Origin of the sequence: Sphingomonas molluscorum, from assembly GCF_039522995.1 — a bacterium.
In the GTDB taxonomy this organism is placed as follows: Bacteria; Pseudomonadota; Alphaproteobacteria; order Sphingomonadales; family Sphingomonadaceae; genus Sphingomonas; species Sphingomonas molluscorum.
On sequence record NZ_BAAAEL010000013.1, the window covers coordinates 13495 to 34223 of the forward strand.

General features: G+C 67.9%; 21 protein-coding genes and 1 tRNA gene. 10 read left to right on the forward strand and 12 right to left on the reverse strand.

Going from position 1 to position 20729, the window contains the following annotated elements:
* Positions 1 to 13: 13 nt before the first annotated feature.
* The gene (locus tag ABDZ92_RS13945; RefSeq protein ID WP_125960214.1) at positions 14 to 1198 is read left to right on the forward strand and encodes an acyl-CoA dehydrogenase; all 1185 of its coding nucleotides are present in this window, start codon (positions 14 to 16) and stop codon (positions 1196 to 1198) included.
* 275 nt (positions 1199 to 1473) lie between these two features.
* Here the strand turns inward: ABDZ92_RS13945 and ABDZ92_RS13950 are convergent, their stop codons facing one another.
* The 3 genes from ABDZ92_RS13950 to ABDZ92_RS13960 all read right to left on the reverse strand — a co-directional run bounded on the left by ABDZ92_RS13950 (position 1474) and on the right by ABDZ92_RS13960 (position 3070).
* On the reverse strand, positions 1474 to 2004 hold the full coding sequence (locus tag ABDZ92_RS13950) for a gamma carbonic anhydrase family protein (protein WP_125960213.1): 531 nt from the start codon (positions 2002 to 2004) through the stop codon (positions 1474 to 1476).
* A gap of 3 nt (positions 2005 to 2007) precedes the next feature.
* Entirely contained in the window at positions 2008 to 2805 is a 798-nt protein-coding gene (locus ABDZ92_RS13955) for a DUF72 domain-containing protein (protein ID WP_125960212.1), read from the reverse strand.
* Positions 2806 to 2995: 190 nt separating this feature from the next.
* Positions 2996 to 3070: transfer RNA gene (locus tag ABDZ92_RS13960), tRNA-Gly, on the reverse strand.
* A 178-nt stretch (positions 3071 to 3248) separates the two neighbouring features.
* On the opposite strand from ABDZ92_RS13960, the gene ABDZ92_RS13965 reads away from it, so the two are divergent.
* Genes ABDZ92_RS13965 through ABDZ92_RS13980 form a run of 4 tightly spaced genes read left to right on the forward strand, consistent with a single transcriptional unit; the run spans position 3249 to position 5326 of the window.
* Positions 3249 to 4151: a tetratricopeptide repeat protein gene (locus ABDZ92_RS13965; RefSeq protein WP_125960255.1), complete on the forward strand. Its 903-nt coding sequence runs from the start codon at positions 3249 to 3251 to the stop codon at positions 4149 to 4151.
* Between the two features lie 4 nt (positions 4152 to 4155).
* On the forward strand, positions 4156 to 4764 hold the full coding sequence (locus ABDZ92_RS13970; RefSeq protein ID WP_125960211.1) for an LON peptidase substrate-binding domain-containing protein: 609 nt from the start codon (positions 4156 to 4158) through the stop codon (positions 4762 to 4764).
* Positions 4761 to 4940, forward strand: a complete 180-nt coding sequence (locus ABDZ92_RS13975) for a Trm112 family protein (RefSeq protein WP_125960210.1) — start codon at positions 4761 to 4763, stop codon at positions 4938 to 4940. The genes ABDZ92_RS13970 and ABDZ92_RS13975 overlap by 4 nt, the downstream gene beginning before the upstream one ends.
* Positions 4937 to 5326 carry a hypothetical protein gene (locus ABDZ92_RS13980; protein WP_125960209.1) on the forward strand — a complete coding sequence of 130 codons (390 nt, stop codon included), beginning with the start codon at positions 4937 to 4939 and terminating at the stop codon, positions 5324 to 5326. Before ABDZ92_RS13975 ends, ABDZ92_RS13980 begins: the two co-directional genes overlap by 4 nt.
* Before the next feature lie 98 nt (positions 5327 to 5424).
* On the opposite strand, the gene ABDZ92_RS13985 is transcribed toward ABDZ92_RS13980, so the two are convergent.
* Entirely contained in the window at positions 5425 to 6642 is a 1218-nt protein-coding gene (locus tag ABDZ92_RS13985; protein ID WP_125960208.1) for a UbiH/UbiF/VisC/COQ6 family ubiquinone biosynthesis hydroxylase, read from the reverse strand.
* Positions 6643 to 6771: 129 nt separating this feature from the next.
* Here ABDZ92_RS13985 and ABDZ92_RS13990 point away from each other — a divergent pair, with 129 nt between their 5' ends.
* The 4 genes from ABDZ92_RS13990 (at position 6772) to ribA (ending at position 11927) form a co-directional block, all read left to right on the forward strand.
* Positions 6772 to 9123, forward strand: a complete 2352-nt coding sequence (locus tag ABDZ92_RS13990; protein WP_125960207.1) for an FtsK/SpoIIIE family DNA translocase — start codon at positions 6772 to 6774, stop codon at positions 9121 to 9123.
* Between the two features lie 79 nt (positions 9124 to 9202).
* Positions 9203 to 9832 (forward strand): LolA family protein, encoded by a 630-nt coding sequence (locus tag ABDZ92_RS13995; protein ID WP_125960206.1) that lies wholly within the window; start codon positions 9203 to 9205, stop codon positions 9830 to 9832.
* 236 nt (positions 9833 to 10068) lie between these two features.
* Positions 10069 to 10866: an exodeoxyribonuclease III gene (locus ABDZ92_RS14000; protein ID WP_125960205.1), complete on the forward strand. Its 798-nt coding sequence runs from the start codon at positions 10069 to 10071 to the stop codon at positions 10864 to 10866.
* Positions 10863 to 11927 carry a GTP cyclohydrolase II gene (gene ribA / locus ABDZ92_RS14005; protein ID WP_125960204.1) on the forward strand — a complete coding sequence of 355 codons (1065 nt, stop codon included), beginning with the start codon at positions 10863 to 10865 and terminating at the stop codon, positions 11925 to 11927. The genes ABDZ92_RS14000 and ribA overlap by 4 nt, the downstream gene beginning before the upstream one ends.
* A 22-nt stretch (positions 11928 to 11949) precedes the next feature.
* Here ribA and ABDZ92_RS14010 read toward each other — a convergent pair whose 3' ends face one another.
* Genes ABDZ92_RS14010 through ABDZ92_RS14035 form a run of 6 tightly spaced genes read right to left on the reverse strand, consistent with a single transcriptional unit; the run spans position 11950 to position 17683 of the window.
* Entirely contained in the window at positions 11950 to 12867 is a 918-nt protein-coding gene (locus tag ABDZ92_RS14010; RefSeq protein ID WP_125960203.1) for a ParB/RepB/Spo0J family partition protein, read from the reverse strand.
* A complete protein-coding gene (locus ABDZ92_RS14015) occupies positions 12864 to 13643 on the reverse strand; it encodes a ParA family protein (RefSeq protein WP_125960202.1) in 780 nt (259 codons plus the stop codon). The genes ABDZ92_RS14010 and ABDZ92_RS14015 overlap by 4 nt, the downstream gene beginning before the upstream one ends.
* Entirely contained in the window at positions 13640 to 14260 is a 621-nt protein-coding gene (gene rsmG, locus ABDZ92_RS14020; RefSeq protein ID WP_272695185.1) for a 16S rRNA (guanine(527)-N(7))-methyltransferase RsmG, read from the reverse strand. Before rsmG ends, ABDZ92_RS14015 begins: the two co-directional genes overlap by 4 nt.
* A complete protein-coding gene (gene mnmG / locus ABDZ92_RS14025; protein WP_125960201.1) occupies positions 14257 to 16098 on the reverse strand; it encodes a tRNA uridine-5-carboxymethylaminomethyl(34) synthesis enzyme MnmG in 1842 nt (613 codons plus the stop codon). The genes rsmG and mnmG overlap by 4 nt, the downstream gene beginning before the upstream one ends.
* 54 nt (positions 16099 to 16152) lie before the next feature.
* A complete protein-coding gene (mnmE, locus tag ABDZ92_RS14030) occupies positions 16153 to 17448 on the reverse strand; it encodes a tRNA uridine-5-carboxymethylaminomethyl(34) synthesis GTPase MnmE (protein WP_125960200.1) in 1296 nt (431 codons plus the stop codon).
* A 4-nt stretch (positions 17449 to 17452) separates the two neighbouring features.
* Positions 17453 to 17683 carry a DUF6489 family protein gene (locus ABDZ92_RS14035; RefSeq protein WP_125960199.1) on the reverse strand — a complete coding sequence of 77 codons (231 nt, stop codon included), beginning with the start codon at positions 17681 to 17683 and terminating at the stop codon, positions 17453 to 17455.
* A 109-nt stretch (positions 17684 to 17792) separates the two neighbouring features.
* On the opposite strand from ABDZ92_RS14035, the gene ABDZ92_RS14040 reads away from it, so the two are divergent.
* Complete coding sequence (locus tag ABDZ92_RS14040; RefSeq protein ID WP_125960198.1) at positions 17793 to 18488, forward strand: dienelactone hydrolase family protein; 696 nt, start codon at positions 17793 to 17795, stop codon at positions 18486 to 18488.
* 57 nt (positions 18489 to 18545) lie between these two features.
* Here the strand turns inward: ABDZ92_RS14040 and ABDZ92_RS14045 are convergent, their stop codons facing one another.
* Positions 18546 to 19277, reverse strand: coding sequence for a TerC family protein (locus ABDZ92_RS14045; protein WP_125960197.1), 732 nt, complete (start codon positions 19275 to 19277; stop codon positions 18546 to 18548).
* 192 nt (positions 19278 to 19469) lie between these two features.
* The gene (gene rho / locus ABDZ92_RS14050) at positions 19470 to 20726 is read right to left on the reverse strand and encodes a transcription termination factor Rho (protein ID WP_125960196.1); all 1257 of its coding nucleotides are present in this window, start codon (positions 20724 to 20726) and stop codon (positions 19470 to 19472) included.
* Between the last annotated feature and the right edge of the window lie 3 nt (positions 20727 to 20729).

Sequence of the window (20729 nt, forward strand, 5' to 3'; positions counted from 1 at the left end):
GAAGGAAGCGGCAATGGCCGACATGGGCCGGTTCGACTGGGCGGACCCGTTCGGGCTCGACGCGCAGCTGACCGACGAGGAACGCCTCGTCCGCGACACTGCCCAGGCATACGCCCAGGACAAGCTACTGCCGCGGGTCACCCGCGCCTATCTCGACGAAAACTTCGACCGCGACATCCTGCACGAAATGGGCGCGCTCGGCCTGCTCGGCGCAACCATCCCGGCCGAATATGGCGGCGCCGGCCTCGGCTATGTCTCCTACGGCCTGGTGGCACGCGCGGTGGAGGCGGTGGACTCCGGCTACCGCTCGGCAATGAGCGTGCAGTCGAGCCTCGTGATGCACCCGATCTACGCCTATGGCTCGGAGGCGCAACGGCGGAAGTACCTCCCCAGGCTCGCCACCGGCGAATGGGTCGGCTGCTTCGGCCTGACCGAGCCCGATGCCGGCTCCGATCCCGGCGGCATGCGCACCCGCGCCCAGGCGATCGTCGGCGGCTATCGCCTGACCGGTACCAAGACGTGGATCACCAACGCACCGATCGCCGACGTCTTCGTGGTCTGGGCGAAGTCCGACGCGCATGGCGGCAAGATCCGCGGCTTCCTCCTCGACAAGGGCACGCTGGGCCTGTCGGCACCGAAGATCGAGGGCAAGCTGTCACTTCGCGCCTCAGTCACGGGTGAAATCGTGATGGACGGCGTCGAGGTGGGCGAGGACGCGCTGCTCCCGGACGTGGTGGGGCTGAAGGGTCCGTTCGGCTGCCTCAACCGCGCCCGCTACGGCATCGCCTGGGGCGCGATGGGCGCGGCCGAGGCCTGCTTTCACGCCGCCCGCCGCTACACGCTCGACCGCCACCAGTTCGGCGTCCCCCTCGCCTCCAAGCAGCTGGTCCAGATCAAGCTCGCCGACATGGAGACGGAGATCGCGCTCGGCCTGCAGGCGGCGCTGCGCTGCGGCCGCATGTTCGACGACGGCACCCTCGCGCCAGAGGCGATCTCGATCATCAAGCGCAACAACTGCGGCAAGGCACTGGCCATCGCCCGCGTCGCCCGCGACATGCACGGCGGCAACGGCATCTCCGCCGAATTCCACGTGCTGCGCCACGCCATCAACCTGGAAACCGTGAACACCTACGAAGGCACCCACGACGTCCACGGCCTGATCCTGGGCCGCGCAATCACGGGTATTGCGGCGTTCTAGGGTGGCCCAACGTTCATCATGAACGTACCTGCTGCCCCCTCCGTTCGCCTCGAGCAGCCGTCGAGCTTGTCGAGACGGCGTGTCGAGAGGTCGGCGCGCGCGGCTTCCTCGACACGGGCTCTCGACAAGCTCGATCCCTGCTCGAGACAAACGGGAAGGGTGACCCCTGTCCTAATGGCCCGCCTAGTGCCACACCGAGTCGTGCGGCCGGACAAAAGGGACGCCAAGGTGCAGTTGAGCCTCAACTTCCTCAACTTCGTCCCGCAACGGGACGTTCAGTCGATCCGCACCAGCCCCTGGGCGAACCGGCGCTGACGCTCCGCATAGCCATCGGCGGAGCGGCGCAGCGCGGCGATCGCGGCCTCGTCCAGGCTGCGTACCGCGCGTGCCGGGCTGCCGATGATCAGGCTGCCGGGCGCAAACACCTTGTCCTCGGTCACCAGTGCGCCGGCGCCCACCAGCGACCCCGCACCGATCACCGCTCGGTTGAGCACGATCGCCCCCGTGCCGATCAGCACATCGTCCTCGATGGTACAGCCGTGAAGGATCGCATGATGCCCGACGGTCACCCCCGACCCCACCGTCAGCGGGCTGCCCGGATCGGAGTGCAGCATCGCCCCCTCCTGGATGTTGGTGCGGTCGCCGACCGAAATCGGCGTGTTGTCCGCACGGATCACGGCGCCGAACCACACCCCCACCTCGCGCCCCAGCCGGGCATCGCCGATCACGTCGGCCGAGGGTGCGACCCAGCTCGATCCGTCCTCCGGCAGCTGCGGCGAAAGGCCGTCGATTGCGTACAGAGGCATCGCTCAGCGCAGCCGCGCGATCAGCGCCTGCGCGGCTGCCGGCGCGCGCACCTTCGCCCCGTTGATGCAGAACACATAGGTCTCACGCGGCTCCACCGGTGGCGGCGCGGCGTCGACATAGGGCAGCCCTTCCGGCACGCCGCCCGCAGCCCAGGTCTGCGCTGCCTGCGCCCAGCGATCGAGTGCGGCCGCCGCATAGCCCTCCGGCTCCGCCTCCTCCGCCGCCTCCAGCCGCGCATAGACGAAGTCGGCGGTCACATCGGCGATTGCGGGATAGCTGGTCGAATCAGCGAATACGATCGCCACCCCCGCCTCACGCGCCATTGCCACGAACTCGGGGACGGCAAAGCTCTCATGCCGCACCTGCACCGCATGGCGCAGCGCCACGCCTCCGTGGCGACCCGGCAGCAAGCGCAGGAATGCGGCGAAGTCGTCGGCGTCGAACTGCTTGGTCGCCATGAACTGCCACAGGATCGGGCCGAGCTTGTCCCCGAGTTCGACGATTCCCTGGTTCAGGAACCGCTCGATCGATTCGCCCGCTTCCCCAAGCACCTTGCGATTGGTGACGTAACGCGATCCCTTGACCGCGAAGACGAAGCCCTCGGGCGCCGTGTTCGCCCAATTGGCAAAGCTCGCCGGCTTCTGGCTGCCATGATAGGTCGCGTTGATCTCGATCGCGGTCAGCGCCCGCGACGCGAACTCCAGCTCGCGCTTCTGCGCCAGGCCTTCGGGATAGAAGGTGCCGCGCCAGGGCGGAAAGCTCCATCCGCCGATACCGACCCGCACCGCGCCATCCGCCATCACCGCTCTCCCGCACTGCTTGCAGCAGCTAGGACCGGGAGAAGCGCAGACGCAAGCTGGTTGCGCTTGGGAGAAAGATCAGAAGGAGGAGGAGCGCCGTGGCAAAGCCACGTCGTCGGTCGCCGCGTTGCGGCGCCGGCCGTGTCGCCGATCATTTCATGATGTGGCGCCGCCACATCATGACGGCGACTGGAGCGGGCGAAGGGATTCGAACCCTCGACCCCAACCTTGGCAAGGTTGTGCTCTACCCCTGAGCTACGCCCGCTCTCTGGCGTTTCGCCGGTGTGCCCCGGCGAGGTGGGGCAACTAGCAGCGACTTTTAGACCCGACAACCCCCTTCTTGCACTTTTTCGAAAAGACTTGGCCTGCCGCATCCCAGCGCCCACATAGGCGGCCAACGCTGACCGCAATCGCAACAGGAGCACGCCTTGGCCACGCTTGGACTGTCCGCCGCCGAGAAGGAGGCCGTGGAAGCCTTCCGCCGCGACGTCGTCGAACCGTCGATGACCAAGCTGGTGATCATCGACTTCTGGGCGGAATGGTGCGGGCCGTGCAAGGCGCTCGGCCCCGTGCTCGAAAAGGTCGCCGCTGCCTATGCCGACAAGGGTGTGGTGCTGGCCAAGATCGACACCGACAAGAACCAGTTCATCGCCTCGCAATTCCAGGTGCGGTCGATCCCCACCGTCTATGCGATGTTCCAGGGCCAGCTGGTCGCCGACCTGACCCAGGCCCGCACCGAGAGCCAGCTCAAGGGCATGCTCGACCAGATCCTGCGCCAGCTGCCGGTGGAGCCCGGTGCCGCGGGAGAAGATGCCGGTGCCGATATCGAGCCCCTCGTCCAGATGGGCGAGGAGGTTCTCGCCGGCGGCGACGCCGAGCGGGCGCTGTCGATTTTCGATCAGGTTGCCGAGATCGCGCCCGAGCATGCCGGCGTCGCCATCGGCCGCGTCCGTGCGCTGATGGCGCTCGGCCGCAACGAGGAGGCAGAGGCCGCGATCGCCGCCCTCCCCGCCGAGGCCGCGAAGAACCCGGAGGTCGAGCGCGCCCGCGCCGCCCTTGCGCTGGCACGGGAAGCGCAGCCGGTGGACGATCTCGCCGGCCTCGCTGCCGAGGTGGCCACCAATCCGGAGGACCTGGATGCGCGCTTCCGGCTCGCCGGCGGGCAGATGGCGGCAGGTGACCGGGATTCGGCCGCGGCGACGCTGCTGTCGATCATCGCCGCCGATCGCGAGTGGAATGAGGGCGCTGCCCGCCAGCAGCTGTTGAAGCTCTTCGAAGCCGTCGGCCTGGAAGACCCGTGGGTGTCCGCGCAGCGTCGCAAGCTCTCCGCCGTCCTGTTCGGCTGAGCGAATGGCGACCCGCGTCTCGATCTTCCCGCTTTCGGGCGCGCTGCTGTTTCCAGGCATGCACCTGCCGCTGCACATCTTTGAGCCGCGCTATCGGGCGATGGTGTCCGACGCGCTCGCCCGCGATCGCCGGATCGGCATGATCCAGCCGCGTGGGGACGGCGAGCGCCCGGCGCTGTTCGACATGGGCTGCGTCGGCCAGATCATCGACGTGGAGGCGCTGCCCGACGGCCGCTTCGACATCGTGCTGGAAGGCCTTGCGCGCTTCCGCGTGCTCCAGGAGCTCGATGTGGCGACCCCGTTCCGGCAGGTCGAGGCGGAACTGCTCCCGAACCAGCCCAGCGGCACGCTCGCGATCGCAGAGCGCGCCTCGCTGGAGATGGAGTCCCGCCGCTTCGCCGAGGTGCAGGGCTATGCGGTCGACTGGGAATCGGTGTCGCGCCTCGACGACGAGACGCTGGTGAACGGAATCGCCCAAATTGCGCCGTTCGATCCCGCGTCCAAGCAGGCGCTGCTGGAAGCGGACACGCTGTCGGGACGCGCGGAACTGATCGTGCAGCTGATGCAGTTCTTCGGCCGGCACGGCGACGAAGAAGGCAGGACCCTGCAATGACCAAGACGCTCGATCCCTGGCTGCTCTCGATCCTGGTGTGCCCGGTGACGCGCACGCCGCTGCGCTGGGACGAGGATGCGCAGGAACTCATCTCGGAGGCGGCAGGGCTCGCCTATCCCGTCCGCGACGGCGTCCCCGTCATGCTGGTCGAGGAAGCCCGCCCGCTCGACGCATGAGCGACGCGGACCTGAGCGGCGTCTGGCTGGGCATCTTCAACTATCCCGAGGATCTGCCGGCCACCAGCTTCCGCGCGACGCTCACGGACACGGGCGGACGGCTGGGCGGCACCATCGAGGAGATCGACGCGGTGATCCTGGTCGGGCGCCATCTCACCTCCGCGCTCGACGGCACCCGCGATGGCCGGGCGGTGCGCTTCACCAAGTTCTACGCGCCCGTGAGCGAGGACTATGACGTCGTCGAATATCGCGGGACGGTGAACGCGGAAGGCGACGAGATCACCGGCCATTGGCAAGTGCACGGCGCCTGGGGCGGCAGCTTCATCATGACGCGGCCGCAAGCGGCACCGGCACAGGCCGAGCAAAGCGACGCGGCGGAACGGTAGTTTCCGCAACCGTGCTCCTGCGCAGGCAGGAGCCCAGGGTTACTGATCGCTGCGTTCGTGGCTCTGGGCTCCTGCCTGCGCAGGAGCACGGAGCGCGCTCAGGCTAGCTCGCCCTGCAACAGCTTCGGCAGCTGCCCCGTCTCGCCGCGCGCCTCGGCCATGAAGCGCGCCTTGAGCGGCGGGATGCGATCGACTGCCGAGAGCCCGAACCGACGCACCGCGCTCGCGGTCTTGCCGGGGATGCCGAACAGCCGGGTGAGCCCGTCGGTCGCCGTCGCCACCGCCAGCGTGTCGAGCCCGCGCCAATGGCCATAGCGCTTGAGCAGGTGCGGATCGCCCAGGTCCATGCCCAGCCGCTTGCCCTCGACCAGCACCTCTACCAGCGCAGCCACGTCGCGCAGCCCCAGGTTGAGCCCTTGGCCAGCGATCGGGTGGATGCCGTGCGCCGCGTCGCCCACCAGCGCCAGCCGGTCGGCGGTGATCGTCGCGGCATGGTGAAAGCCGAGCGGATAGCTCGATCGCGGCGACAGCGGCCCCAGATGCCCCAGGAACCCGCCCATCCGCTTCGACGCCTCGGCCAGCCAGCCGCGATCCGACAGCTTGAGCAGCCCCGGCGCGTCCTTGGCATCGACCGTCCAGACGATCGCCGAACGATGGCCGTTGGCGTCGTCGTTCATCGGCAGGATCGCGAACGGACCGGCCGGATAGAAGATCTCGTAGGCGACGTTCTCGTGGCTGTGCTCATGGTTCAGCGTCGCGATCATCGCGACATGGTCATAGCTCCAGCGCGCCACCCGGATCCGCGCCGCTTCGCGCGTCGGCGAATTGCGTCCCTCGGCCGCAATCAGCAGCGGGGCGGTGAGCGTATCGCCCTTGTCGGTCACCACCGTCACCCCGTTGGGGCCGCGATCGACCGACACCGCTCGCGTGCGCATCCGGAGGTCCACGCCCGGCGCGGCCTCGGCAGCTTCGAGCAGCGCGCGGCGGATCGCCTTGTTCTCGTACATGACGCCGAGCGGTGGCGCGTCGGCATCGGGGACGAAGTCGAGCGCGCCGGGTGCCAGGCCGTCGGTCGCGCGGATCGCACGGATCGGGCAGCCCTTGCCCTCCAGCTGCTGCGCGATGCCCAGCGCCTCGAACATACGATGGCTGGCGCTTGCGATCGCCGACGCGCGGCCGTCGAAGCCGGGTGCCAGGATCACCGCCGGATCGGCGGGATCGATCACGATCGCGGTGAGGCCATGGGCGGCGAGTGCGACGGCGAGCGTGCTGCCCACCAGTCCGCCGCCGAGGATAAGGACGTCCGCTTGCTGCATGGCCGCCGGTGTAGTGCGGAAACCCGCCCGCGCAAAGGGCCGGGCCGATTGCCGCCGCCTTGACGGCGGAGTCGGCGCGCGCGATGCATCTTGCCGGTTTTTCTAAGATATTCGAGCGGGAAGAAGGTCATGGCCAGCCAGGCGCAACCGATGGTGTGGCGCGACGCGATGCGCGCGGGGGCCGTTCGCAGCGGTGCGATGATCGGCGCAGCGGCGCTGTTCGTGCTGATGCTGCTCGTCGCGGTGGCGCTGATCACCTATCACCCGAGCGACCCGTCGCTGAACACCGCCGCCGGCGCCACCATCGGCAATCGCGTGGGCGCACCCGGCGCCTATGTCGCGGACCTGCTGCTGACGATCTTCGGCGTGGCGGTCGGGCTGCTGATTCCGCTCGGCATCATCATCGCGGTCCGCCTGTGGCGCGACGTGCCCGTCGGCCGCTGGGGCGCGATGCTGCGCGATTGCGTGCTGGGCGTCGCGCTGATGGGCACCGCCCTCTCCTTCGTCTCGCACGAAGCGGTGACGGCGCTTCCCGGCGGCTGGGGAGGCGTGGTCGGCTGGTCGCTCGCCTCGCTCCTCCAGGCGTTGATCGAGTTCCTTCCCGATGCAACGGCGGTGCTGTGGACGCAGCGGGTCGTAGGACTGCTGGCCGGCATCGCAGGCGTGGTGCTGTGGGGCCGCGGCATGACGATCGAGCTGCCCGCCGGCGCGCTCCGCCTGCCCCGCCGCAGCGCGGCCGCCGACCTGATGGACTGCGAGGACGAGGAAGAGGCGATGCCGCTCGCCGGCAGCCGCCGCATTGCGGTCGATCCCGAGGACGCCGAAGACCTTCCCTTCGAACCCCGCCCACGCAAGCTCGCCGAGCCCGAACGTCGTCCGCCGCCCACGATCGAGGACCGCGTCGCCGCGCCCTCGCCGGCCGCGCAGCCCAAGTCGGCGCAGCAATCGCTCGACCTGCGCGACAATTTCGAGCTGCCGTCGATCGAGCTGCTCGCCCCGCCGCCGCCCAACAGCGGCCCCTCGGTGGACAAGGCGGCGCTGGAGCGCAACGCGCGCCTGCTCGAAAGCGTGCTGGACGACTTCAACGTCAAGGGCGCGATCGTGAAGGTGTCGCCGGGTCCCGTCGTCACCATGTACGAGCTAGAACCGGCACCAGGCATCAAGGCGAGCCGCGTGATCCAGCTCGCCGACGACATCGCGCGCAACATGTCGGCGATCTCCGCCCGTGTCGCCACCATCCCCGGCCGCACCGTGATCGGGATCGAGCTGCCGAACGCGCGCCGCGAGACGGTGAACCTGCACGAGCTGATGGCGAGCCAGAGCTTCGCCGACCAGAATGCGCAGCTGCCGATCGTGCTGGGCAAGAACATCGCCGGCGATCCCGTCGTCGCCGACCTTGCGCCGATGCCCCACCTGCTGGTCGCTGGCACCACCGGCTCGGGCAAGTCGGTGGGCCTGAACTGCATGATCCTGTCGCTGCTCTACCGGCTGACGCCCAACCAGTGCCGCATGATCATGATCGACCCGAAGATGCTGGAACTCAGCATGTACAAGGGCATCCCCCACCTGCTCGCCGACGTGGTGACCGATCCGCCCAAGGCGGTGCGCGCGCTCAAATGGGCGGTGGAGACGATGGAGGACCGCTATCGCATGATGGCGTCGGTCAACGTCCGCTCGCTGGGCTCGTTCAACGAAAAGGTCCGCGCCGCCAAGGCCAAGGGCCAGAAGCTCGGCCGCAAGGTGCAGACCGGCTATCACCCGGAAACCGGCCAGCCGATGTACGAGGAAGAGACGCTCGACCTGCAGCCGCTGCCGCAGATCGTCGTGATCGTCGACGAGCTCGCCGACCTGATGATGACGGCGGGCAAGGAAGTCGAGTTCCTGATCCAGCGCCTGGCGCAAAAGGCCCGCGCCGCCGGCATCCACCTGATCATGGCGACGCAGCGCCCGTCGGTCGACGTCATCACCGGCGTCATCAAGGCGAACCTGCCGACCCGAATCTCCTTCCACGTCACGTCCAAGATCGATTCGCGCACCATCCTGGGCGAGCAAGGCGCCGAGCAGCTGCTGGGCCGCGGCGACATGCTCTACATGCCCGGCGGCAAGCAGCTCGCGCGCGTTCACGGCCCGTTCGTGTCCGACGACGAGGTGCAGGCCGTGGCCGACTTCTGGCGCTCGCAGGGCGAGCCCGACTACATCGACGCGGTCACCAACGATCCCGGCGAGGACGGCGGCTTCAGCCTGGATGGTGCCCCCACCGGCGACGACAGCCCCGAGGACCAGCTCTATCGCAAGGCGTGCCAGCTCGTAGCCGAGAGCCAGAAGGCTTCTACCTCCTGGCTGCAGCGCCAGTTGCGCGTCGGCTACAACTCGGCCGCCCGCTTGATCGAGCGCATGGAGAAGGAAGGGCTCGTCTCGCGTCCGGACCATGTCGGCCGGCGCGAGGTGCTGATGGATCCGGACGGCAGGCCACTGGCCTGAGGCGGCGGCAATCCGGCTGAACGCCAGGAAACCGGCGAGTTCACGACGCGTTCAATCCCCCACGCCTAATCCTGGCCCCATGATCTGGAGACGACCCATTCGCTTTCTCGCCCCCGCCGCCGCGATCGCGCTTGCCGCGCCCGTCGCCGTGCACGCGCAGGCCCCTGTCACGCTCGCGACCGTGCAGCAGCATCTGGCGCAGACCAACTCGATGACGGCCGCGTTCACCCAGACCGACCGCGCGGGCAAGGTGCTGACCGGAACGCTGACGCTCAAGAAGCCCGGCAAGATCCGCTTCCAATATGAGAAGGGCGTGCCGATCCTGGTGGTTTCGGATGGCAAGTCCCTCTACTTCCTCGATTATCAGGTCGGGCAGAAGCAGCGTTGGCCGATCGGGAACTCGCCCCTCGGCATCCTGCTCGATCCGTCCCGCGATGCGTCGCGCTATGCCCGCGTGCTTCCGGAGAGCGACTCCCGCGTTGTGAGCGTCGAGGCCTATGATCCCAAGCATCCGGAATATGGCCGAATCACCCTGATCTTCGCACGCAGCGCCTCGGCACCCGCCGGGCTGATGCTCCAGGGCTGGGTGACGCTGGACGCGCAGAACAACCGCACGACGATCCGCCTGTCCAACCAGCGGTTCAACGTGCCGGTCGCGGACAGCGCCTTCCGCTTCAACGAGCCGCGCCGCGGCACCAACCGCCGCTGAACGGATTCTTTCGATCCATTCATTCTGGCGACAGCTTTCACCCTTTAGAGGGTGTCTTGCGGAGTTGAGGCGCGTCCGGGATTTTCCCCCCTGTTGCCCGGGTTCTCAATTCCTGCCTGCGTGACGAACGCTAGGTCGGCCCTCGTTCCATGCCCCCGGAACGAGGGCCTTTCCATTTCCGCGACAAACGCGCCGCGCTCTGGCGCCTTCCGGTCCCCATCGCTACATCGCGGGCGATGACTGCGCCTCTTTCGATCGCCTCGTGGAACATCAACTCGGTTCGTTTCCGGATGGAGATCGTCGAGCGATTCCTGCGCGAAATCTCGCCCGACATCCTGTGCCTTCAGGAAACCAAGGTGGTGAACGAGGACTTCCCGCACGCGCCGTTCCGATCGCTCGGCTACACGCACATCGCGATCAACGGCCAGCGGATGCACCATGGCGTGGCGATCCTGAGCCGCGTGCCGCTGGTCGAGGACGACCGGCTCGACTGGCAGGCCAATGGCGAGGCGCGGCACATCGGCGTGCGTCTGGAAAACGGCCTCCGGCTCGAGAACGTCTATATTCCCGCCGGTGGTGACGTGCCGGACCGGGAGGTGAACCCCAAGTTCGGCCAGAAGCTCGACTTCCTGGAACGGATGACGCGCTGGTCCGAAGGCTTGGCGGGCATTCCCACGCTGCTGGTCGGGGACTTCAACGTCGCCCCGCTCGAAAGCGACGTCTGGAGCCACAAGGCGCTTCTCGACGTGGTGAGCCATACGCCGATCGAGATCGAAGCGCTGGCGCGCCTACAGGCGGCGAACGACTGGGTAGACCTTGGTCGCCACTTCGCACCGGCCCCCGAGCGGCTGTTCACCTGGTGGAGCTATCGCGCAAAGGATTGGGCAGCTTCCGATCGCGGCCGCCGGCTCGATCACATGTGGGCGAGCCGCGACGTCGCCGCCAAGGCAACCGGCCACAAGGTCTTCGAGCATTGCCGCAGCTGGCTGAAGCCCAGCGACCATATCCCGATCCTCACCGAGTTCGCGCTTTGACCGACCCCCGCGCCGTTGCCCGCGCGATCGACGCGCTGCGTCGGGGCTGGCCCGTGGCGATCCTCGGCGCCGAGGCAGCCATCACCGTGCTGGCAATCGAGACCGCCGACCCGCTGCGGCTCGCCGCCTTTGATCCGGATGCAAACGCCTCCGTACTGCTCTCCGCCGGTCGCGCCGCCACGCTGAAGCTCGCCAACCAGCGCGACGCCGCCGTCCCGGATTCGCCGGTCCTGATCGACCGCGCACCGTGGCTCGACTTCGCCGCCGCGACCGCGCTTGCCGATCCGCAGCTCGATCTTGCAACACCCCTCAAGGGGCCTTTTCGCGCGATCCCGCTCCCCTCGCCCGATGCCGCGCAGACCGCATTGCAGCTCGCGCGGCTCGCGGGGGTGCTGCCCGCCTTCTTCCATCGTCTAGGCCAGGAGATCGGCGCGGAAGCCGTGACGCCCGCGGACGTCGCAGCGCATGAGGATCCCGCCCGGCTCGCCATTGCCACCCGCGCGCGCCTGCCGGTCGCCGGTGCGGAGATGGCCGAGATCGTTGCCTTCCGGACGCCGGAATCCCCCGGCGAGCATATCGCGCTGCTGATTGGCACGCCCAATGGTCAGCCGCCGCTGGTGCGGCTGCACAGCGAATGCCTGACCGGGGATGCGCTCGGCAGCCTCAAGTGCGACTGCGGTCCCCAGCTGGACGCGGCGATCGCCGCGATTGCGGAGAGTGGCTGGGGAATCCTGCTGTATCTGCGCCAGGAAGGACGCGGCATCGGCCTAGTCAACAAGCTGCGTGCCTATGCGCTTCAGGACCAGGGGTTCGACACGGTGGACGCCAACACGCGGCTGGGCTTCGCCATCGACGCCCGCGATTTTCGCACCGCCGGACGCATGCTCCAGCTGCTCGGCCAGCGGCAGATCCGCCTGCTGACCAACAATCCGGCCAAGGTTGCCGCGCTCGAGGCCGCCGACGTTACGGTAGCCGAGCGCGTGCGCCATGCGCTCCCACCCAATCCGCACAACGAACGCTATCTCGCCACCAAACGCGACCGCACCGGCCACCAGCTCTAACCTCGGGCCGAGGCGACCCGCCTCAGATCACGTCACCGCTCAGCCGCTGGCAAACCATGTCGAGCTGGTCGAGGGTCGAATAGCTGATCGTCAGCGTGCCACCCTTTTCCCCATGCGCAATGCGCACGTTGAGGCCGAGCGCGTCGCCCAGCTGCTGCTCGAGCGCCAGGATGTCCGCGTTCCCGTCCGTCGCGTTGCCGCCGCCCCGGCTGCCCCGCGGCTGCGCGCCGCCGAGCGGTTGTGGCTTGGCTTCGCGGGCGAGCCGTTCGGTCTCGCGCACCGACAGACCCTTGGCGATCACGCGATCGGCCAGCGCCTCCGGATCGGGCGCACCGATGATCGCGCGGGCGTGACCCATGCTCAGCTGCTGGGTCACCACCAACTCCTGCACCGGTGCCGGCAAATCGAGCAGCCGCAGCAGGTTCGCGATGTGGCTGCGCGACTTGTGCACCAGCTTCGCCAGCGCATCCTGGGTATGGCCGAACTCGCCGATCAGCTTGCGATAGGCGTCCGCCTCTTCGATCGCGTTGAGATCCTGCCGCTGGATGTTCTCGACGAGAGCGATTTCCATCGTCTCTGCGTCGCTCAGCTCCCGGACCAGCACCGGAACCTCATGCAGCCGGGCTCGCTGCGCCGCGCGCCAGCGGCGCTCGCCGGCGACGATCTGATATTCCTTGCCGTGCGGCCGCACGACGATGGGCTGGATCAGTCCTCGCAACGCGATCGAGGCCGCCAGATCATCGAGGGCCGCTTCGTCGAAGTGCCGCCGCGGCTGATCGGGATGCGGGACCATCGCCGTCACGGGAAGCAGCCGGACGCCGCTCGGCTGTCGCTCCACGCCCGAGACCGGCGCCTCGCGCGTGCTGTCTCCCAGCAGCGAACTCAGCCCGCGGCCAAGACCGGGGCGCGGCTTGCGGGCGGGTGCAGTGTTATCGGTCATGCGGCCTCCGCGAGCTTGGGCAAGCGACCGATCACTTCGCGTGCCAGGGCGATATAGGCTTCGGAGCCGGCGCAGCGATGATCGTAGATCAGCGCCGGCATGCCGTGGCTGGGTGCTTCGGACAGGCGGACGTTGCGCGGGATCACCGTATCGAACACGACCTTACCGAGCACCGAGCGAACGTCGTCCGATACCTGGTCGGTAAGGCGGTTGCGGCGGTCGTACATCGTCAGCACCACACCCAGGATCGACAGGCCCGGATTGAAGCGGCCACGGATCTGCTCGACGGTGGTGAGCAGCTGGCTGAGCCCTTCCAGCGCGAAGAACTCGCATTGCAGCGGCACCAGGAGCGCGTGCGCCGCCACCATCGCATTGACGGTGAGCAGCCCCAGGGACGGCGGGCAATCGACGAGGATCACGTCCCAGCGCTCTCCCCCGCGTTGCAGCGCCCGATCGAGGCGGTGCGTGCGGGCGTCGAACTCGATCAGTTCGATCTCTGCTCCCGAAAGATCGACTGTCGCCGGCACGATGTCGAGGAGCGGAACCTGGGTCGGGATCGCCGCTTCCTGAAGCGTGGTATCGCCCAGCAGCAGATCGTAGGTCGATCGCTCGCGATCATTGCGGCCGATGCCGAGCCCCGTCGAAGCGTTGCCCTGCGGGTCAAGGTCGAGCAGCAGCACCCGCAGTCCCGTGGCGGCGAGTGCCGTCCCGACGTTGATGGCGGTCGTCGTTTTGCCGACGCCGCCCTTCTGGTTGGCGATGGTGATGCAGATCATGCTGGGGTTATCCCGCGTGCAATCACGATGAGCGATTCCGGATCGGTGAGGCTGTGTTCCACGTGAAACAGACCTTGCCATGAACCGGTTAAGGCTTCCACCTCGGATCGCGCCGATCGCCCTTTCGGCAACAGCCATAGCGTATCTCGATCGGTCAGGTGCGCCGCACCGCCGAACAATGCCGGCAATGCGGCGACGGCACGCGCGCTGACGATCGCCGCCGGTGGCTGCGGCGCGACGCTCTCCGCCCGCTTCTGTTCGACCCGAACGTTCGCCAGGCCCAGCGCATCGGCAGCGTCCCGCAGGAAGCTTGCGCGCTTCTGCCGCGGCTCGACGAGCAGCGTGGGCGAGTCGCGCAGGATCGCCACCACCATGCCGGGGAAGCCGCCCCCCGTGCCGATGTCTATCCAGAGCCCTTCCCTGGCCTCCGCCAGCTCGACCAGCTGCGCAGAGTCCAGGCCGTGGCGGAACCACAGGTTCGGAAGCGTGGAGGCGGCTACCAAATTCTGCCGCCCGCTCTCCTCGCGCACGATCTCCAGAAAGCGCGCGACGCGCTCCACGCGCGCGGCGTCATAGCGGTCGGCGAACCAGCTGCGGGCTTCGTCTTCGGTCATCATGCAACCACCTTTCGGGCATGGACCAGCACCGCAGCAAGCGCGGCCGGTGTCACCCCGCGCACGCGCGACGCGGCGCCAAGCGTCGTGGGTCGCGCCGTCGACAGACGTTGCACCATTTCGGCCGACAGTCCGGGCACCGCCGTATAGCCGAAGTCGTCGGGTAAATGGATGTGGTCATTGGCCCGCATCTCCGCGAGCTCCGCCTGCTGCCGCTCGATGTAGGGGGCATAGCGCGCGTCTTCGACTGCTTCCGCGAGCAACGCGTCGGGAGTTGCCTCAAGCCCGTCCGGCAGCAGCTGCTCGAGCGCGACGCCGGGGAAGCGCAGCCATTCGCGAACGCTGCGCACGGCACCGTCCTGGCTCACCTGCCCGCCATTCGCTGCAACCATGGTCGCGGACAGGCGGGTGTCGAAGCGCTGCTCCAGTTCTGCGCGTGCCTCCGTGCGGGCACGTACCCAGGCGAGCCGTTCCGGTCCCAACAGACCCGCCTCCTCCGCGGTTGCCGAAAGACGCGTCGGCGCATTGTCCGCGCGCAGGGTCAACCGATACTCGGCACGCGCAGTAAGCATGCGGTAAGGCTCGCTCACCCCTTGGAGCACCAGGTCATCGACCATCACGCCGATGTAGCTGGACGCGCGATCGAGCAGCAGCGGCGCCAAATCGCAAGCATAGGCGGCCGCGTTGGCGCCGGCGACGAGCCCCTGCCCCGCAGCCTCCTCATAGCCGGTGGTGCCATTGATCTGCCCGGCACAGAAGAGCCCCGGCATCGCCCCAAGCGCCAACCTCGGATCGAGGGCGCGCGGATCGACATAGTCATATTCGACCGCATAGCCGGGGGTCACGATGCGGGTATGCGACAGCCCCGGAATGCTCCGGATCATCGCCTCCTGCACATCGACCGGCAGCGACGTCGAGATGCCGTTCGGGTAGACCAACGGGGTGTCGAGCCCTTCCGGCTCCAGGAAGATCTGGTGCCCGTCCCGATCGCCGAAGCGATGCACCTTGTCCTCGATCGAGGGACAATAGCGCGGACCGGGCGCCCCGATCGCGCCACTGAACAGCGGCGAGCGATCCAGACCGCTCCGAATGATTGCATGTGTCTCTTCGGTCGTGCGGCTGACCGCGCAGAACAGCTGCGGCAGCACCCGGCCGGACTGCATCGGCGACATGGTCCAAGGCTCGGCATCCGACGGCTGTTCGTCGAGCGCCGCCCAGTCGATCGTACGGCCATCGAGCCGCGGCGGGGTGCCGGTCTTCAACCGTTCCATCGGTAAACCGAGGTCGCGCAGCTGCACGCCCATGACGGTCGCCGCACGTTCCCCCACGCGGCCGCCCTCCTCGCGCTCTTCCCCGCGAAAGATCCGCCCGCCCAGGAACGTCCCCGTCGCGAGCACCACCGCGCGCGCACTCAGCCGCGTGCCATCGGCAAGCAACAGGCCGGCAACGCTTCCCTGCTGCACGAGCAGCTCTTCCGCCTCTCCCTCGATGAGGGTCAGGTTCGGCTGCGCACGAAGCATCGTTTGGATCGCCGTCGCGTAGCGAACGCGGTCGGCCTGGACGCGCGGACCCTGCACGGCAGCACCCTTGCTGCGGTTGAGCATCCGGTAGTGAATCGCCGCCTGATCGGCCGCGCGCGCAATGAGTCCGTCGAACGCGTCGACCTCCCGGACGATGTGGCCCTTGCCCAACCCGCCGATTGCGGGGTTGCACGACATGGCTCCCAACCTGCCAAGGTCGAAGCTCAGCAGCGCCGTGCGCGCGCCACGACGGGCGGCCGCGGCTGCGGCCTCGGTGCCGGCGTGCCCGCCGCCCACCACGATCACATCGAATGGAGACATGCTTGTGCGCTACTGCGCCACCGCGCGGCCGTCAAAGCGTTCCACGTGGAACACTCACTTGCCGATGCAGAACCGCCCGAACAATGCGTCGAGCACGCCCTCGACATCCGCGCGGCCCGTCACGCGATCAAAGGCCGCGCGTGCCCGGCGCAGCTCCTCGGCAAGCAGCAGCGGATCATGGTGCATGGCAGCATCGGCGAGCGCATCTGCAGCATCGCGGAGCAGATCCCGCTGCCGCCGATTGAGCGCCAGCATGTCCTCGCGCGGCAGCAGCCCGCGGGCCCTACGCTCCAACTCCGACCAGAGCTCGGCGATGCCCCACCCCTGCGCGACCGAAAGGCCGATGCGACCCGGGGGTACCTCCGCCCGCCCCGGCACGTCGGCACGCGGATGGAGCGCCAGCACCTCCACCCCTTCGATCGCTGGCGCCGGCTCGTCGGCGAGCCACAGCAGCAGATCAGCACTGCGCATCGCCTCCTCCGCCCGCGCGATGCCGATCCGCTCGATCGGATCGTCCGTTCGCTCCGCCAGCCCGGCCGTATCCGTCAGCACCCAAGCGACCCCGTTGCGCACCACCGCCGCTTCGATACGGTCCCGCGTGGTGCCCGCGATCGGGGAAACGATCGCCGCCTCGCGATCGGCAAGTGCGTTGAGCAGCGTCGACTTGCCACTGTTGGGCGGTCCCGCGAGCACGACGCGGATCCCGTCGCGCAGGCGCTCCACCGGAGGGGCTGCGAGCACCTCGACCAGTTCGGCACCCAGCGCGTCGCACCCTGAGCGGATATCCTGAAGGGCGCCGATATCGTCGGCAACGTCGTCCTCATCGGCATGATCGAGCATCGCTTCGACCTGCGCGGCGAGCATCAGCAGGCGCGCCTGCCAACTCTCCACCTGCCGCCGAACCGCGCCTTCCGCAGTGGCAAGCGCCGCGCGCCGCTGCGCCTCCGTCTCTGCCATCAGCAGGTCGCCCAGCCCCTCGGCCTCGCTCAGATCCAGGCGGCCGTTGGCAAGCGCACGACGCGTGAACTCCCCCGCCTCCGCCGGGCGCAGTCCAGGCTGGCGAGCAAGGCAGGCTTGGACGGCCTGAACCACCGCACGCCCGCCGTGCAGGTGCAACTCCACCGAGTTCTCGCCGGTCGCGGTGTGCGGTCCTGGGAACCACAGCAGCAGCGCACGATCCAGCAACCCGCCATCGGCCGGGTCGCGCAACGCCCGCAGCCCTGCGCGGCGCGGTGGTGGCAGCGTGCCGGCCAGCGCCTCCGCCGACGCGACCGCATTCGGGCCGCTTATCCGAAGCAGCGCGATCGCGGCCGGGGGTTGGCCGCTCGATACCGCAAAGATCGTATCCATCGGCTCAGCCGGATCGGCTCGCCGTTTCGAACATCTTGCGCCAGAAGCTCATGCCGGCCTCCTCCATCGGCGCCCAATGGCGCATCAACGTGTCCAGCATCTCCGGACTCGCCCCCTTTTCGAGCGACTCGCTCAGCATCGCGACATAGCGCTCGTGCACCGGCGTGAAGTCCGGCAAGCCCATGGCCCGCCGCGCCTCTTCCGGCGTGCAATCCACCTCGACGTTGATCTTCACTGGCTGTCTCCGCTTGAGGGCCCCGGCGCCATTGCCTAGCGTCCTGCTGCTATGCGCCGGACGCAGGCTTCCCTGCAAACGCCGCATCTTTCGAACCAAAGGAGCCTCCATGGCAACGATCACCATCGACACGCTCGACGGCACGAGCCAGTTCACCGCCTACCGCGCCGATCCGGCAGAAACGCCGCGTGCAGCAATCGTCGTGATCCAGGAGATCTTCGGCGTGAACGCCGGTATCCGCGCCAAATGCGACCGGCTGGCGGAACAGGGTTATCTGGCGGTCGCACCGGATCTGTTCTGGCGGATCGCGCCGGGCGTGGACCTCAATCCCGATGTGCCGGAGGAGATGCAGCATGCGCTCGATCTGATGGGGCAGTTCGATCAGGACACCGCCATTGCGGACATCGAAGCAACGGTCCGGTTGGCGCGAACGCTGGTTTCCGGCGGCAAGGTGGGCGCGATCGGCTTCTGCCTGGGCGGTCGGCTCGCCTATATGACCGCTGCCCGCACGGACGTGGATGCGAGCGTCGGCTATTATCCCGTCGGCATCGACGGACTGCTTGGGGAGAAGCACGCCATCGCCAGGCCGCTGATGCTGCACATTGCCGGAGCCGATCACTTCGTTCCTGCGGAAGTGCAGGCGGCGATGCACGCCGGCCTCGACGATCACCCCAAGGTCACGCTGCACGACTATCCCGGCGAGGATCACGGCTTTGCGACCGAGCTGGGGGATCGACGTTCCGACGCCGCCGCGCGCCTCGCAGACGGTCGGACCGCCGCGTTCCTTTCCGAAGCGCTCGCCTGAAACGAAAAGGGGCGGCCACCACGGCCGCCCCTCTCCTTCTTTTCCAGTCTCGGCCGCTCAACCGAACAGCTGGAGCAGGCCGATATGGTGATCGGTGATGCCCTCGTAGATCATCTTCACCGCGACATAGAGGATCACCGCCAACCCCACATAGGCGATCCAGCGATAGCGCTCGATGTACTTGGCGATAAGGTTGGCGGCGATGCCCATCAGCGCGACCGACAGCAGCAGGCCGATGATCAGGATGCCCGGATGGTCCCGCGCCGCACCGGCCACCGCGAGCACATTGTCGAGGCTCATCGAGACGTCGGCGACTGCCACCGCCCAGGCCGCTGCCGCAAAGCTCTTCGCCGGACGGATGCTCTCCGTCTCGTCCCCATAGACTTCAGGGGAGCCCGGGCCGCCGGCCGGCCGCAGCTCGCGCCACATCTTCCAGGCCACCCACAGCAGCAGCACGCCGCCTGCGAAGATCAGGCCGATGATCCCGAGCAGCCAGCTGACCACCAGCGCAAAGGCGATCCGCAGCACCAGCGCGGCGATGATGCCGATCAGGATGACCTTCTTGCGCTGTGCCACCGGCAGCCCGGCCGCCAGTGCACCCACGACGATCGCGTTGTCGCCGGCAAGCACCACGTCGATCATCAGGACCTGTAGGAACGCCGACAGCGCCGACGGCGAGCCGATGTTGCTGAAGTCCGAGATGATGTGGTTCCAGATCTCGGCCGGGGAGCCCGGCCCCGCTGGAACCGCCGTGGCGGCCACACTGAGGTGCGAAAGAAGGTCTAGCATTGCGAAATCCTAGTCTGCGGCTCTGCGAGCGCCTAGTCCGAACGACGGGCGCCGGCTTTTCCAGCAATGGTTCGTAACAATTCGTCGCCACCGGGCGCCGGCGCGCCAAAAACGCGATCGGCCCGCGAGCCGACCGAACCCATCGGGTGACGGTCGGCCGGCGGACCGGTCCGTTTGTCAAAAAAGAAGCGCTTACTGGTTCATCGAGTCGAAGAAGTCTTCGTTGGTCTTCGAATCCTTCATCTTGTCGAGCAGGAACTCCATCGCATCGATGGTGCCCATCTGCATGAGGATGCGGCGCAGCACCCACATCTTCGACAGCTTGGCCTTGTCCACCAGCAGCTCTTCCTTGCGGGTGCCCGACTTGCCCACGTCCAGCGCCGGGAAGATGCGCTTGTCCGCCACCTTGCGGTCCAACACGATTTCGGAGTTGCCGGTGCCCTTGAACTCTTCGAAGATCACCTCGTCCATGCGGCTGCCGGTGTCGATCAGCGCCGTCGCGATGATGGAGAGCGAGCCGCCCTCCTCGATGTTGCGGGCGGCGCCGAAGAAGCGCTTGGGCCGCTGGAGCGCATTGGCGTCGACACCGCCGGTCAGCACCTTGCCCGACGACGGTACGACCGTGTTGTAGGCGCGGCCCAGACGCGTGATCGAGTCGAGCAGGATCACGACGTCCTTCTTGTGCTCGACGAGGCGCTTGGCCTTTTCGATCACCATCTCGGCAACCTGGACGTGGCGGGTCGCCGGCTCGTCGAAGGTCGAGGAGATGACTTCGCCGCGCACCGAGCGCTGCATGTCGGTCACTTCCTCGGGCCGCTCGTCGATCAGCAGCACGATCAGGAAGACTTCGGGGTGGTTGTCGGTGATCGCCTTGGCGATGTTCTGCAGCAGCACCGTCTTACCGACGCGCGGCGGCGCCACGATCAGCGAGCGCTGCCCCTTGCCCTGCGGTGCGACGATGTCGATCACGCGCGCCGACTTGTCCTTGGACGTCGGGTCGAGCTGGTCGAGCGTCAGCTTCTGCTCGGGATACAGCGGCGTGAGGTTGTCGAAGTTGACGCGGTGACGGACCGCATCGGGATCGTCGAAGTTGACCGACACCAGCTTGGTCAGGGCGAAATAGCGCTCGCCGTCCTTGGGGGCGCGGATCTCGCCTTCCACGGTGTCGCCGGTGCGCAGGCCGTGCTTGCGAACTTGGTTGGGCGACACATAGATGTCGTCCGGACCTGCGAGATAGTTCGCCTCGGGCGAACGCAGGAAACCGAAGCCATCGGGCAGCACCTCGATCGTGCCCAGGCCCATGATCTGGTCGCCATTCTCGGCCTGCGCCTTCAGGATCGCGAACATCAGGTCCTGCTTGCGCATCGTCGACGCGCCTTCGACACCTAGTGCCTCCGCCATCGTGACGAGGTCTGCGGGCGCGTGCTTCTTGAGGTCCTTGAGGTGCATGGA